At 62.1% G+C, this 12390-nt stretch carries 11 protein-coding genes and 1 pseudogene; 7 read left to right on the top strand and 5 right to left on the bottom strand.

All coding sequences use genetic code 11. The features are described from left to right. Window positions 1-395: 395 nt before the first annotated feature. From hemA to murI, 5 genes are read left to right on the top strand one after another with little or no spacing between them, the layout of a single operon-like run. A complete protein-coding gene (gene hemA, locus ACF8E5_RS12845; RefSeq protein WP_058639472.1) occupies window positions 396-1670 on the top strand; it encodes a glutamyl-tRNA reductase in 1275 nt (424 codons plus the stop codon). After that, a complete protein-coding gene (gene prfA / locus ACF8E5_RS12840; RefSeq protein ID WP_058605370.1) occupies window positions 1670-2752 on the top strand; it encodes a peptide chain release factor 1 in 1083 nt (360 codons plus the stop codon). The genes hemA and prfA overlap by 1 nt, the downstream gene beginning before the upstream one ends. Then, window positions 2752-3582: a peptide chain release factor N(5)-glutamine methyltransferase gene (prmC, locus tag ACF8E5_RS12835; protein WP_196126691.1), complete on the top strand. Its 831-nt coding sequence runs from the start codon at window positions 2752-2754 to the stop codon at window positions 3580-3582. The genes prfA and prmC overlap by 1 nt, the downstream gene beginning before the upstream one ends. Next, window positions 3576-4331: a molybdopterin-synthase adenylyltransferase MoeB gene (locus ACF8E5_RS12830; protein ID WP_058639470.1), complete on the top strand. Its 756-nt coding sequence runs from the start codon at window positions 3576-3578 to the stop codon at window positions 4329-4331. Before prmC ends, ACF8E5_RS12830 begins: the two co-directional genes overlap by 7 nt. Next, window positions 4324-5121 carry a glutamate racemase gene (gene murI, locus ACF8E5_RS12825; RefSeq protein ID WP_392475374.1) on the top strand — a complete coding sequence of 266 codons (798 nt, stop codon included), beginning with the start codon at window positions 4324-4326 and terminating at the stop codon, window positions 5119-5121. Before ACF8E5_RS12830 ends, murI begins: the two co-directional genes overlap by 8 nt. A 43-nt stretch (window positions 5122-5164) precedes the next feature. Here murI and ACF8E5_RS12820 read toward each other — a convergent pair whose 3' ends face one another. From ACF8E5_RS12820 to ACF8E5_RS12800, 5 genes and pseudogenes are all read right to left on the bottom strand, one after another. After that, entirely contained in the window at window positions 5165-5866 is a 702-nt protein-coding gene (locus tag ACF8E5_RS12820) for an SDR family oxidoreductase (protein ID WP_078479105.1), read from the bottom strand. 21 nt (window positions 5867-5887) lie between these two features. Further along, complete coding sequence (phrB, locus tag ACF8E5_RS12815) at window positions 5888-7306, bottom strand: deoxyribodipyrimidine photo-lyase (RefSeq protein WP_058639467.1); 1419 nt, start codon at window positions 7304-7306, stop codon at window positions 5888-5890. Beyond that, window positions 7297-8197, bottom strand: a pseudogene (locus tag ACF8E5_RS12810) (MerR family transcriptional regulator). The gene phrB and the pseudogene ACF8E5_RS12810 overlap by 10 nt, the downstream one beginning before the upstream one ends. Continuing rightward, window positions 8187-9155, bottom strand: coding sequence for a DUF523 and DUF1722 domain-containing protein (locus ACF8E5_RS12805; protein ID WP_058639465.1), 969 nt, complete (start codon window positions 9153-9155; stop codon window positions 8187-8189). Before ACF8E5_RS12805 ends, ACF8E5_RS12810 begins: the two are co-directional and overlap by 11 nt. Window positions 9156-9252: 97 nt before the next feature. Continuing rightward, window positions 9253-10239: an NAD(P)/FAD-dependent oxidoreductase gene (locus ACF8E5_RS12800; RefSeq protein WP_078479104.1), complete on the bottom strand. Its 987-nt coding sequence runs from the start codon at window positions 10237-10239 to the stop codon at window positions 9253-9255. Window positions 10240-10426: 187 nt separating this feature from the next. Between ACF8E5_RS12800 and ACF8E5_RS12795 the strand changes: the two genes are divergently transcribed. Together ACF8E5_RS12795 and hemH are read left to right on the top strand one after the other, a co-directional pair. Further along, the gene (locus ACF8E5_RS12795) at window positions 10427-11332 is read left to right on the top strand and encodes a TIGR01777 family oxidoreductase (RefSeq protein ID WP_058639463.1); all 906 of its coding nucleotides are present in this window, start codon (window positions 10427-10429) and stop codon (window positions 11330-11332) included. A gap of 13 nt (window positions 11333-11345) precedes the next feature. Next, entirely contained in the window at window positions 11346-12362 is a 1017-nt protein-coding gene (gene hemH / locus ACF8E5_RS12790; RefSeq protein ID WP_058605726.1) for a ferrochelatase, read from the top strand. Window positions 12363-12390 lie beyond the last annotated feature (28 nt).

The following is a 12390-nucleotide window of genomic DNA, read 5'->3' as shown; positions in this document are numbered from 1 at the left end:
ATCAAGATCAAGATCAAGATCAAGATCAAGATCAAGATCAAGATCAAAAGCTAGATTGAACGCTTTGGAGTTGGGTGAATCAGTATCGAACTCAGTAGCCATGAGAGGCTGTTTTGGGGATGCGTGTGTGATATTTGACTCGATAGCGAACTTGGAGGTGACAAAGTTGTAACTCGGTGTAAGTAAGGCATGCGCATTATCGCCTTGAGCGCTCCATCATGAGTCGGGTAATAGCCAAATGACTGCACCCTTGGATGCCAGCGCCTGAAGTCCACAGCGTATCCTCAAGAACACCTTCGCGCCGCCACACTATCACCTCGATAGCGAACGGTGGTTGTCCTCTAACCTGCGAAAGAGGACAATTATCGGCTTCCTGTCACAACCAGCGATCTTGCATGGCCTTTCTTGCACTTGGTATCAACCATAAGACTGCCTCGGTAGACGTACGCGAGCGCGTGGCGTTTACCCCGGAGCAGCTGGTGGATGCCCTGCAGCAGCTCTGCCGCCTCACCACCAGTCGCGAGGCAGCGATCCTGTCCACCTGCAACCGCAGCGAGCTCTACATCGAGCAGGACCAGCTGTCGGCCGATGCCGTGCTCCAATGGCTGGCCGACTATCACCGCCTCAGCCTCGACGAATTGCGTGCCAGCGCCTACGTGCACGAAGAGCACGATGCCGTCCGGCACATGATGCGCGTTGCCTCCGGCCTCGACTCTCTGGTGCTCGGCGAACCGCAGATCCTCGGCCAGATGAAGTCCGCCTATGCCGTTGCCCGCGAAGCCGGCACCGTGGGGCCGCTGCTCGGGCGCCTGTTCCAGGCCACGTTCAGCGCCGCCAAGCAGGTCCGTACCGACACCGCCATCGGCGAAAACCCCGTGTCGGTCGCCTTCGCGGCGGTCAGTCTGGCCAAGCAGATCTTCAGCGACCTGGCCCGCAGCCAGGCCCTGCTGATCGGCGCCGGTGAAACCATCACCCTGGTCGCCCGCCACCTGCACGAGCAGGGCGTGCGCCGCATCGTGGTGGCCAACCGTACACTCGAGCGCGCCAGCACCCTGGCCGAGCAGTTTGGTGCACACGCCGTGCTGCTCGCCGATATCCCCCAAGAGCTCGCCAACAGCGATATCGTCATCAGTTCCACCGCCAGCCAATTGCCGATTCTAGGCAAGGGCGCCGTCGAAAGCGCCCTCAAGCAGCGCCGGCACAAACCCATCTTCATGGTCGATATCGCTGTCCCGCGCGACATCGAGACCGAAGTGGGCGAGCTCGACGATGTGTACCTCTATACCGTCGACGACCTGCATGACGTGGTTGCCGAAAACCTCAAGAGCCGCCAAGGCGCCGCCCAGGCCGCCGAAGAACTGGTGGCGGTGGGGGCCGAGGATTTCATGGCACGCCTGCGTGAGCTGGCTGCTGTCGATGTGCTGCGGGCCTACCGCCAGCAAAGCGAACGGCTGCGTGATGAAGAACTGCAAAAGGCCCAGCGCTTGCTGGCCAACGGTGGCAACCCTGAAGACGTATTGGCCCAATTGGCGCGCGGCCTGACCAACAAGCTCCTGCATGCGCCCAGCGTGCAGCTCAAAAAGCTCTCGGCCGAGGGCCGCCTCGATGCGCTGGCCATGGCCCAGGAACTCTTTGCCCTCCAAGAGGGCTCCACGGACAAATCCCTGTAATGAAAGCGTCGCTGCTCAATAAACTGGACATTCTCCAGGACCGCTTCGAAGAACTCACCGCTTTGCTTGGTGATGCCGAGGTCATTTCCGACCAGACACGTTTTCGCGCCTATTCCCGCGAGTACGCCGAAGTCGAACCGGTGCACACGGCCTATCAGCAATGGCGCAAAGTCCAGGACGATCTTGAAAGCGCCCAGGCGCTGCTCAAGGACAGCGACCCGGACATGCGTGATATGGCCGTGGAGGAGGTGCGCGAGGCCAAGGACCGGTTGGTGGCGTTGGAGGCTCAGCTGCAGCGCATGTTGCTGCCCAAGGACCCCAACGACGGGCGCAACGTGTTTCTCGAGATTCGCGCCGGTACCGGTGGCGACGAGGCGGCGATCTTTTCGGGCGATCTGTTTCGCATGTATTCGCGCTACGCGGAAAAGCGCGGCTGGCGGCTGGAAATCCTCTCCGAGAATGAAGGCGAGCACGGCGGGTACAAGGAAATCATCGCCCGCGTCGAGGGCGAGAACGTGTACGGCAAGCTCAAGTTCGAGTCCGGCGCGCACCGTGTACAGCGCGTGCCCGAAACCGAATCCCAGGGCCGCATTCACACCTCGGCCTGCACCGTGGCGGTCTTGCCGGAGCCGGATGAGCAAGCGGCCATCGAGATCAACCCAGCCGACTTGCGCGTGGACACCTACCGCGCGTCCGGCGCAGGCGGTCAGCATGTGAACAAGACCGACTCGGCCATCCGCATCACGCACTTGCCCACGGGCATTGTCGTCGAATGCCAGGAAGAGCGTTCCCAGCACAAGAACCGTGCGCGCGCCTTGTCCTGGCTATCGGCGAAGTTGAACGACATGCAGACCAGTGCCGCTCAGAACGCCATCGCCAGTGAGCGCAAGCTGCTGGTGGGCTCCGGGGATCGCTCCGAGCGCATTCGCACCTACAATTACCCACAGGGTCGGGTCACGGATCATCGCATCAACCTGACCTTGTACTCGCTGGACGACGTGCTGGCCGGTGGAGTCGATGCGGTGATCGAGCCTTTGCTGGCCGAATACCAGGCCGACCAACTGGCTGCTCTGGGGGACTGATGACCATCATCGCCAGCCTGCTGCGCAACGCGCAGTTACCCGATTCGCCTACCGAGCGCCTGGATGCCGAGTTGCTGCTGGCGGCGGCGCTTGGCAAATCGCGCAGTTATTTGCACACCTGGCCAGAACGCATCGTCAGCAGCGACGCTGCTCAGACTTACGACGGCTATCTGCAGCGGCGCAGGGACGGAGAGCCCGTGGCCTATATCCTCGGCCAGCAGGGCTTCTGGAAGATCGACCTGGAAGTGGCCCCGCATACGCTCATCCCGCGCCCGGACACCGAACTGCTGGTCGAGACGGCGCTGGAGCTGCTGCCTGCGCTGCCGGCCAAGGTGCTCGACCTGGGTACCGGCACCGGTGCAATTGCCCTGGCGCTGGCCAGCGAGCGACCGGCGTGGCAGGTGACGGCGGTGGATCGCGTGCCCGAGGCCGCCGCGTTGGCCGAGCGCAACCGCCAGCGGCTTGGCCTGGCCAACGCCCGCATCCAGGTCAGCCACTGGTTCGACGGCCTTTCCAGCGAACGCTTCGACCTGATCGTCAGTAACCCGCCCTATATCGCGGCTTCAGACCCGCACCTTGTCGACGGTGACGTACGCTTCGAGCCCAGCAGCGCGCTGGTAGCCGGGGTCGACGGTCTGGATGACCTGCGGGTCATCGCCGCGCAGGCGCCGAGCCACCTCACCCCAGGCGGCTGGCTCCTGCTCGAGCATGGTTATGACCAGGCTGATGCCGTACAGGTGCTGCTGCGGGAAAACGGCTTTGTCGAGGTGAGCAGCCGCACCGACCTAGGCGGCCATCCGCGCATCACCTTGGGGCACCTGCCATGCTGAGCGACCAGGAGCTGCTGCGCTACAGTCGGCAGGTATTGCTGTCCCAGATCGACGTCGACGGCCAGCTGCGCCTTAAGCACAGCAAGGCCCTGATCGTCGGACTCGGCGGCCTGGGCTCGCCCGTGGCGCTGTACCTGGCGGCTGCTGGCGTTGGCGAGTTGCACCTGGCAGATTTCGATACGGTCGACCTGACGAACCTGCAGCGCCAGGTCATCCATGACAGTACCAGCGTGGGCATGAGCAAGGTCGACTCGGCCTTGCAGCGTCTGCAGGCAATAAACCCGGAAATCGACCTGGTTGCCCACCGGCAGGCGCTGGATGAGGACTCGCTGGCCGCTGCCGTAGCGGCCGTGGACCTGGTCCTCGACTGCTCGGATAACTTCGGGACGCGCGAGGCGGTCAATGCGGCCTGCGTGGCGGCTGCCAAGCCCCTGGTCAGTGGCGCCGCGATCCGCCTGGAAGGCCAGCTCTCGGTTTTCGATCCGCGCCGCGATTACAGCCCCTGTTATCACTGCCTGTATGGTCACGGCAGCGAGGCTGAGCTGACCTGCAGCGAGGCGGGCGTGATCGGCCCCCTGGTAGGTTTGGTGGGCAGCTTGCAGGCGCTGGAGGCCATGAAGCTGCTGGCCGGCTTCGGCGAACCCTTGGTAGGGCGACTGTTGCTGATCGACGCTTTGGACACGCGTATCCGTGAATTGCGGGTCAAACGCGACCCTGGCTGCGCGGTGTGTGGCAAGCGCGATGGCTAAGCGCGAGGGGCCAGTTGGGGTGATGGACTCCGGGGTAGGGGGGCTGTCAGTGCTTGCCGAGATTCGTCAACGCTTGCCCAGCGAAACGCTTCACTACCTCGCCGATTGTGGCCATGTACCGTACGGGGAAAAATCGCCGGACTACATTCGCGAACGCTGTCGCCGCATCGCTGCCTTCTTTTATCAGCAAGGTGCCAAGGCCATGGTACTGGCCTGCAACACGGCCACCGTGGCTGCGGTGGCCGACCTGCGTGCGCACTATCCTGACTGGCTGATCGTGGGCATGGAACCGGCGGTCAAGCCTGCCGCAGCGGCTACCCGTTCAGGGATAGTCGGCGTGCTGGCCACGACCGGGACCTTGCAGAGCGCCAAGTTCGCCGCCTTGCTCGATCGCTTTGCCAGTAACGTGCGGGTAGTCACCCAGCCTTGCCCTGGGCTTGTCGAACTGATCGAAACGGGGGACCTGACCAGCCCGGTGTTACGCACTTTGCTGGGCAGTTACGTTGAACCGCTTCTGGCGGCAGGCTGCGATACCTTGATACTGGGCTGCACGCATTATCCGTTCTTGAAACCCTTGCTGGCTGAAACGGTGCCCCCACACGTGGCCGTCATCGATACGGGCGCTGCCGTGGCCCGTCAACTCGAACGCCTGCTCGCAGGGGCTGATCTGCTTGCACGCGGCCCAGCTCGGTCGACCCGCTTCTGGACCAGCGCCGAACCACGTGCGTTGATGGATATCCTTCCGGTGCTGTGGCACCCATCTCAGGACGTAGAACGTTTCACGTCCTGAGCAGTGCCCTGCATGACTGGCGTTTCTACCCTCGCAGTACCACCTAGTGCTGCGGCAGCGGCCAGAGGTTCGACGGGTTCAGCGTCTCGAGCACGAGCTCAGGTTCACGTGCACGCAAGCGCGTCAGAAGCTCAAGCGCGGCGGTGTCGGCAGTCCAGTCCTCAGGCACGGCGCTGGCGGCCGTCACGGGGTTTTTCAGGGACTGCGGTGCTACCACCGTCAACGCTATGCCATTGGCAAGCAACGACGGGCGCTGCTCCCTCACCCACTGCACGGCATTGTTCCAGCCGGCAGGAAACTGCGTCGGCGCGTAAAGCTGCGCGGCGGAGTACCGGCTGAAAACAGCCATTATCTGGGGCATATCGCCCTTGGCCAGCAGGGGCGTGGCGTACTCCAGGCAGTGCTGTGCCGCCTGAAGGTTGGTGATGATCAGCTGCTCGAACAACTCGCTGTCCGAGGTGCCTGGAAGGAGGTAATCACAGGTGGCGGCATTCAGGATCAAGCCATCCAACGACCCCCAGGCATGGTCGATCATGCGGCCTGCCTCGTCAGCATCGGGTTGCTGTTGTAACTGGCCAGGAAGCCGCAGCAAACGATCGCCATGATGCATGCACAAGCGATCGAGCTCCTCGCTTGCACCTGCACTGGCAGCGACCCGGTGCCCCTTTGTCAAAAGATCGCGGACCATTGCCAGGCCCAGCCCATTCGTTGCGCCTGTAACCCAAAAACTGCGTGAGCCACTCACGGCATTGCCCTCTATACACGACTAGCGGGGCAACTCCTTGAAAGCCTGGAGCGCCCGCTGTCGACTACTGTGAAGATCGACGATAGGACTGGGATAGAGGTTAGCATCAATCAAGCCGCGACATTTTCCAGGGTCGTGGATATTTTTATCGTCGATGTCCTGCAATTCAGGCAGCCACTCGCGAATGAAGCGGCCCTTTGGATCGAAGCGTTGTGACTGCGACACTGGGTTGAAGATCCGGAAGTAGGGGACCGAGTCGGTACCGGTGGATGCGCTCCACTGCCAGCCACCGTTGTTGGCTGCCAGATCCCCGTCGATCAGATGGCGCATGAAGTGACGTTCCCCCAGCCGCCAGTCGATCAACAGATTCTTGCTCAGGAACATGGCAGTCAGCATGCGCAGCCGGTTGTGCATCCAGCCGGTGGTCAGCATCTGGCGCATGGCCGCATCAATGATCGGGAAGCCGGTTCGGCCCTGCTGCCAGGCTTCGAACTCCTTGGGTGCCTTACGCCAGGGCAACGCCTCGGTGTGCGCACGGAAGGCACGATGCCGGGAAACCTGGGGATAGCCCGTCAGGATGTGCTTGTAGAATTCGCGCCAGAGCAATTCGTTGACCCAGGTCTGGACGCCGCTGCTGCCGCTGTCGAACTCGCCCCGGTTATGGGCCAGCGCGGCATGCAGGCATTGGCGGGGTGAGATGACCCCCGCTGCAAGATAGGCTGACAATTGGCTGGTGCCCTCGCGAGCAGGAAGATCACGCAGCGTCTCGTAGTCGTCGATGATTTCATCGGTGAACCGGGCAAGCCTTGCCTGAGCCTCCTTCTCGCCAGCGGGCCAGCGTTTGCGCAGCGCGTCTGCCGGCTTTTCGAAGGGTTCGACATGTTGCGCAATCGGGTCGCTCTTGATCGATGTCGGGGCCTGGCGTTTAACCGGTGCGGCCATCGAGGGCAGGCTGCGGTGCAAGTGTTCAAGGCAATTTTTCTTGAATTGGCCGAACACCTGGAAGTAGCCGCCACTACGGGTCAGCACCGTCCCCGGACGGAACAGGAGTTGGTCGAGATGGGTGTGAACCTCAACCTTTGAAGCTTTGAGCAATTTGCATGTGGCTGCGTCGCGGCGGGCCTCGTTGATGCCGTATTCCTCGTTCCAGTGAACGCTCTGGACATTGTGCTTTCGGCAGACATCGAGCACAGCCTCAGGCGCATCATCCCAGGTGTCTATCTTGCGTATGAGCAGTGGGATGTTGAGCGCGTCAAGCGACTGCCGCACTTCGCGCAGGTTGCGTAGCCAGAAATCCACTTTACAGGCCGCATCGTCATGGGCCTGCCATTGGCCAGGGCTGATAAGCCACAGGGCCAGGGTTGGGCCACGTTCACTGGCGGCGCTAAGGGCCGTGTTGTCGGTAACGCGCAAGTCACTGCGAAGCCAAGTCAAGTGCATGAAATCGGAATCTCTCCAGGCTGGCAGTCACAGGCCTTGCAGTAGTCGCAAGGCCGCTTGAGGGGTATCGAAGGTGTGCAGGTGAGGCAGGTCGAGCGAGCCCAGTTGGGTCTGGTGCAGCGCGAGCAAGGCACCCCCGGCAAGGGTGGGCAATTGCAGGTTCTGAAGCGTGCGCTGCAACGCGCGGGTATCGATGCGCGGGCCGAGGTTCAAGAGCACTGCGCGTGGCTTCAAGGCCGCGGCTGCACTCTGCAACTGCGCACCGGCCACGGCCTGCTCGAGGATTTCCACCGCAAAGCCATTGCTGGTGAACAGCCATGCGCACAGCCACAGGCCAGGGTCGAAGCCCCGGTCACTGTCTTCGGCAAGCAGAACCGGTGGGCCCTGTAGCAACTGATTGTCGTGGTACACCCGCGCGCCCAGTTTGCTGCGCAACCAGGTGTGGAAGAACACCTGCTCAAGCCGTGCGTTGAAGTAGTTGCGCCAGCGCAGTTCCAGCAGGTCCAGTAAAGGCAGCAGCAACTGCTCGCACAACGTGACGGCGGGGTAGAGCGCCATGGCCTGGTTCAGCTGATGATCGAGCGCCCGTTGCGACAGGTTGGCGATGGCTTCGAGCATCTGGAACTGACGGGTTTGCCAGTCCCCAGTCGGTGGTGTGCTGAGTGGCTTGTCCAGCAACTCTCCCACCTGGCTGACCGATGCGCCTCGCTGCAACCAGGCCAGAATCGCTTCCACCCTCTCGATCTGTTCGACCGGGTACAGTCGATGCCCTTTGGGCGTGCGCTGTGGCTTGAGCAAACCGTAGCGCCGCTCCCATGCGCGCAGGGTGACCGGGTTGACGCCCGTGCGTCGGGCCAGCTCACCAATTGGTAAAAGAATCTCAGACCGCATTACGTAGCCCCAGGCGTTCAGGATGAGGCTGCAAGTAGGCTTGTTGCAGCAAGTAGGGGTCGGGGTGGTTGCGCAGATGATGCTTGAGCAGGGTCAGCGGCACGATCAAAGGCACGATCCCTTGCTGATACTGCCCGATCAACGTTTGCAGCTCGGCTTTATCGGCAGGGGTCAGGGCATTTTTGAAATAGCCGCTCAGGTGCTGCAGCACATTACTGTGTGTGCCACGGCTGGCGCGGCGGCGCAAGGCCTGCATCAGCTCGGAGAAATAACGGGGGGCGATAACGTCAGGGTCGTCGTCTTTGCTCATGGTGCCGAGCATGCGTCCCAAGGTGCGATACGCCTGCGGGTTGTTCGCCATCAGCAGGTACTTGTAGCGGGCGTGGAAAGCCAGCAATGCGTGGCGACTCACGCCTTCTTCAAGTAGATGCTGCCAATCGGCGTACGCGTACACGCGGCTGATGAAGTTTTCGCGCAGCACAGGGTCGTGCAGGCGGCCTTCCTCTTCGACCGGCAGGTCTGGCCTTAGCTCGCAAAAAGCCTGCGCATAGGCGCCACGACCGCCGTTGATGGCTGGGTGACCGTTGTCCTGGTAGACCTTCACACGCTCAAGTCCGCAAGAGGGCGACTTCTGCATGAAGATGTATCCGCAAATATCATCGAGTTCGGCGGCCATTTGCTTGCCGTATTCACGCAAGGGGCTCGTATAGTCCAGCCCAGGATTGCGCGTGCCTACGACTTCAGGATGTTCAGGGTCGCCCACCAGACGGATGGGATCACGGGGTACCCCCAAACCAATCGCCATTTCTGGACACACCGTCGTCCATTCGAAATGTTCTTCCAGCTGGGTGCGGCATAGGTCCGAGGACTTGTGGCCACCGTTGTAACGCACGTTGTGCCCGGTCAGGCAGGCACTGATAGCGATGCGCGGCTTGTTGTGAACAGCGGGGTCGTGCATAGCTGCCTCCATAAACCTGTACAGATCACAAATTATGTACAGGAATATTCCAGCACATAGCGGGCCCGATGCGAACCCTTAGTGTGTAGATAGCCGATCAGTCCAAGTGTTCAAGTAAACGGCGCGCTGCCTCTTGGCCACTTAACCATGCACCCTCCACCCGCCCGGACAGGCACCAGTCCCCGCAGGCATATAGCCCTTGGTCGGCGTCGGCCAAGGCGCCAAATTCGTGATGACTGCCAGGGCGTGCATACAACCAGCGGTGGGCCAGGGCGAACGTGGGCTCAGGCACGACGCAACCGACCAGTTCGGCGAACTCGCCGCGCAGGTGCTCGACAACTTCCTCCTTGGACAAGTCGATGTGTTGTCGGCTCCAACTGGAAGTGGCGTGCAACACCCACGTGTCCAAGGTCTCGTCGCGCCCTGGCTTGCTGCGGTTGCGGGCCAGCCAGTCAAGCGGGCTTTCCTGGACGAAGCAGCCTTGCATGGGCGTATCCAAAGGGGCCTGAAAGCCTAGCGCCACCGCCCACGTCGGCTCCATCTGCACCCCGGCGGCCACGGCTGCGAGCTTTGGCGTGGCCGCCAGCAGGGGCGTTGCCTGTGGCGCTGGCACGGCAACCACCACCCGGCTGAACGGACCGTGGCTGCACCCGTCGGTGTCCTGCAGGTGCCAGTAGTCCTTGCCGCGAAAGACTTCGGTGATACGGCAGGCGAAGTTCACGGTCATGTCCTTGAGCAGGCCGCGGGTGATGGCGCTCATGCGTGGTACGCCCACCCAGCGCGTCTGTTCGTCGGGGGAGGGGGTGAGCGCCCCGTCACGGTAGTGGTACAGCTGCGGTTTCCACTGCGCCGCCCAGCCGGCGGCTACCCAGTGCTGCAGTTCTTCGACGAAACGGCGGTCGCGGGCGGTGAAATATTGCGCCCCCAGGTCCAGGGCGCCGGCTTCGCTGCGTTTGCTGGCCATGCGCCCGCCGCTGCCGTGGCCCTTGTCGAAAAGGTGCACGATCTGCCCGGCGCTCTGCAGTGCCTGGGCGGCTGAGAGGCCGGCAATGCCTGCCCCGATGATGGCAATAGGTATGGTCATGATGGCCTCTTCAAACCTTGCTATGCGCAGACTACGCTGTCAGGCAAACCTGTACAATCATTCGAATGTGTATAAGTATATTCCGCAAGTAATGATTGGTTGGCCTATGTTTATGGGAGAGCACGGGCGCTAGAAAGTGCCTTGATGTTAAAAATAGACCACTGCCTTATTCCATGAGGACACTGCCATGCACATCCTGCTGACAGGCGGCACCGGGTTGATTGGCCGGCACTTGTGCCGTCACTGGCTTGCTCAAGGGCATCGGCTCACCGTGTGGAGTCGACGTCCAGAGGCAGTGGCGATGCTTTGCGGCGAAGGCGTCAGGGGCATTACTGAGCTTGATGAGCTGGAGGCGGTCGACCACCTCGATGCGGTGGTCAACCTGGCCGGTGCGCCTATTGCCGATCGACCCTGGACGGCGTCTCGGCGCAACCTGCTCTGGTCAAGCCGCATCGCCCTTACGGAGCAATTGCTGGCATGGCTGGGCAGGCGTGAGCAGCGTCCTGGGGTGCTGATCTCAGGTTCGGCCGTGGGATGGTATGGTGACGGCGGCGAACGCGAGTTGACCGAAGACCTGCCTCCCGTGGTCGAAGATTTCGCCAGCCAGCTGTGTATTGCCTGGGAAGAAACGGCGTGTCGTGCGCAAGCGCAGGGCATTCGGGTGGTGCTGGTACGTACAGGGTTGGTGCTGGCCAGCGACGGCGGCTTCCTGTCCCGGCTCCGTTTGCCCTTCAAGTTGGGACTAGGAGGGCCGGTAGGCAACGGTCGGCAGTGGATGCCTTGGATCCATATAGACGATCAGGTCGCCCTGATTGATTTTCTCTTGCAGCGCACCGACGCCAGCGGCCCTTACAATGCCTGTGCACCTGAACCTGTGCGTAATCGTGAATTTGCCAAGCAGCTGGGCAGGGCGCTGCACCGGCCTGCCGTGATACCCCTGCCTGGGTTGCTGCTAAAAGCCGGCCTGGGCGAGATGTCTAACCTGCTGCTCGGTGGCCAGCGTGCCTACCCCGCGCGGTTGCTGGCGGCCGGGTTCACGTTCCGCTTCAACGATCTGCAATCGGCGCTGGGCAATTTGTCCAGTCGCCTCTGACATAGGATGCTGCATGACCGATCACGCTTTGCTGCTGGTCAACCTGGGTTCACCGGCCTCCACGTCGGTAGCCGATGTTCGCCGCTACCTCAATCAGTTTCTCATGGACCCCTATGTGGTCGATTTGCCCTGGCCCATCCGGCGCCTGCTGGTGTCGTTGATCCTGATCAAGCGCCCTGAGCAGTCAGCCCACGCCTATGCCTCGATCTGGTGGGACGAGGGCTCGCCGCTGGTGGTGCTTACCCGTCGCCTACAAGCGGCCATGGTCGACCACTGGCCCCATGGGCCGGTTGAAATTGCCATGCGCTACGGTCAGCCAGCCTTGCCCCAGGTACTGGAGCGGCTCGCGGCGCAGGGCATACGCAAGGTCACCTTGGCCCCCCTGTACCCGCAATTTGCCGACAGCACGGTGACCACCGTCGTCGAACTCGCCCGGCAGACCATCACCGAGCAGCAACTGCCGCTACAGATGCGCGTGCTGCAACCGTTCTACGATGATCCGGATTACATCGACGCATTGGTCGCCAGTGCCCGACCCTACCTGGAGCAGGACTATGATCACCTGCTGCTCAGCTTCCATGGCCTGCCCGAACGCCATTTGAAGAAGCTCTTCCCCAGCGGTACGAAACATGACCTGCGTGCAGCCGAATGCTGCGAAGGCGCCAGCGCCGAGGTGCGTGCCGTGTGTTACCGCGGGCAGTGCCTGGCCACGGCCAGGGCGTTCGCGACGAGGCTGGGCATACCGGCGGGCAAATGGTCGGTGTCGTTCCAGTCGCGGCTGGGGCGGGACAAGTGGATCGAACCCTATACGGAGACGCGGCTAGACGAGCTTGCCCAGGCCGGGGTGAAGAAGTTGCTGGTGATGTGTCCGGCCTTCGTAGCCGACTGCATCGAGACGCTCGAGGAAATCGGCATGCGCGGCAGCGAGCAATTCGTCGAGGCCGGTGGTCAGGAGCTGGTGCTGGTGCCTTGCATGAACGAACACCCCGAATGGGTGAAGGTGTTGGCCAAGCTCTGCGAAAACGCGTAATGGCCTGCCTGGCCTGACCCCGTCGAGG

Source organism: Pseudomonas sp. WSY_20 (genome assembly GCF_043104335.1).
In the GTDB taxonomy this organism is placed as follows: domain Bacteria; phylum Pseudomonadota; class Gammaproteobacteria; order Pseudomonadales; family Pseudomonadaceae; genus Aquipseudomonas; species Aquipseudomonas parafulva_B.
Note: the sequence above shows the minus strand (reverse complement) of the source record. Positions and strands in the feature narration are given on the sequence as shown.

Coding starts and splice junctions, on each gene's coding strand:
- hemA (WP_058639472.1), top strand. CDS start 396: ATGGCCTTTCTTGCACTTGGTATCAACCATAAGACTGCCTCGGTAGAC.
- prfA (WP_058605370.1), top strand. CDS start 1,670: ATGAAAGCGTCGCTGCTCAATAAACTGGACATTCTCCAGGACCGCTTC.
- prmC (WP_196126691.1), top strand. CDS start 2,752: ATGACCATCATCGCCAGCCTGCTGCGCAACGCGCAGTTACCCGATTCG.
- ACF8E5_RS12830 (WP_058639470.1), top strand. CDS start 3,576: ATGCTGAGCGACCAGGAGCTGCTGCGCTACAGTCGGCAGGTATTGCTG.
- murI (WP_392475374.1), top strand. CDS start 4,324: ATGGCTAAGCGCGAGGGGCCAGTTGGGGTGATGGACTCCGGGGTAGGG.
- phrB (WP_058639467.1), bottom strand. CDS start 7,306: ATGCACTTGACTTGGCTTCGCAGTGACTTGCGCGTTACCGACAACACG.
- ACF8E5_RS12805 (WP_058639465.1), bottom strand. CDS start 9,155: ATGCACGACCCCGCTGTTCACAACAAGCCGCGCATCGCTATCAGTGCC.
- ACF8E5_RS12800 (WP_078479104.1), bottom strand. CDS start 10,239: ATGACCATACCTATTGCCATCATCGGGGCAGGCATTGCCGGCCTCTCA.
- ACF8E5_RS12795 (WP_058639463.1), top strand. CDS start 10,427: ATGCACATCCTGCTGACAGGCGGCACCGGGTTGATTGGCCGGCACTTG.
- hemH (WP_058605726.1), top strand. CDS start 11,346: ATGACCGATCACGCTTTGCTGCTGGTCAACCTGGGTTCACCGGCCTCC.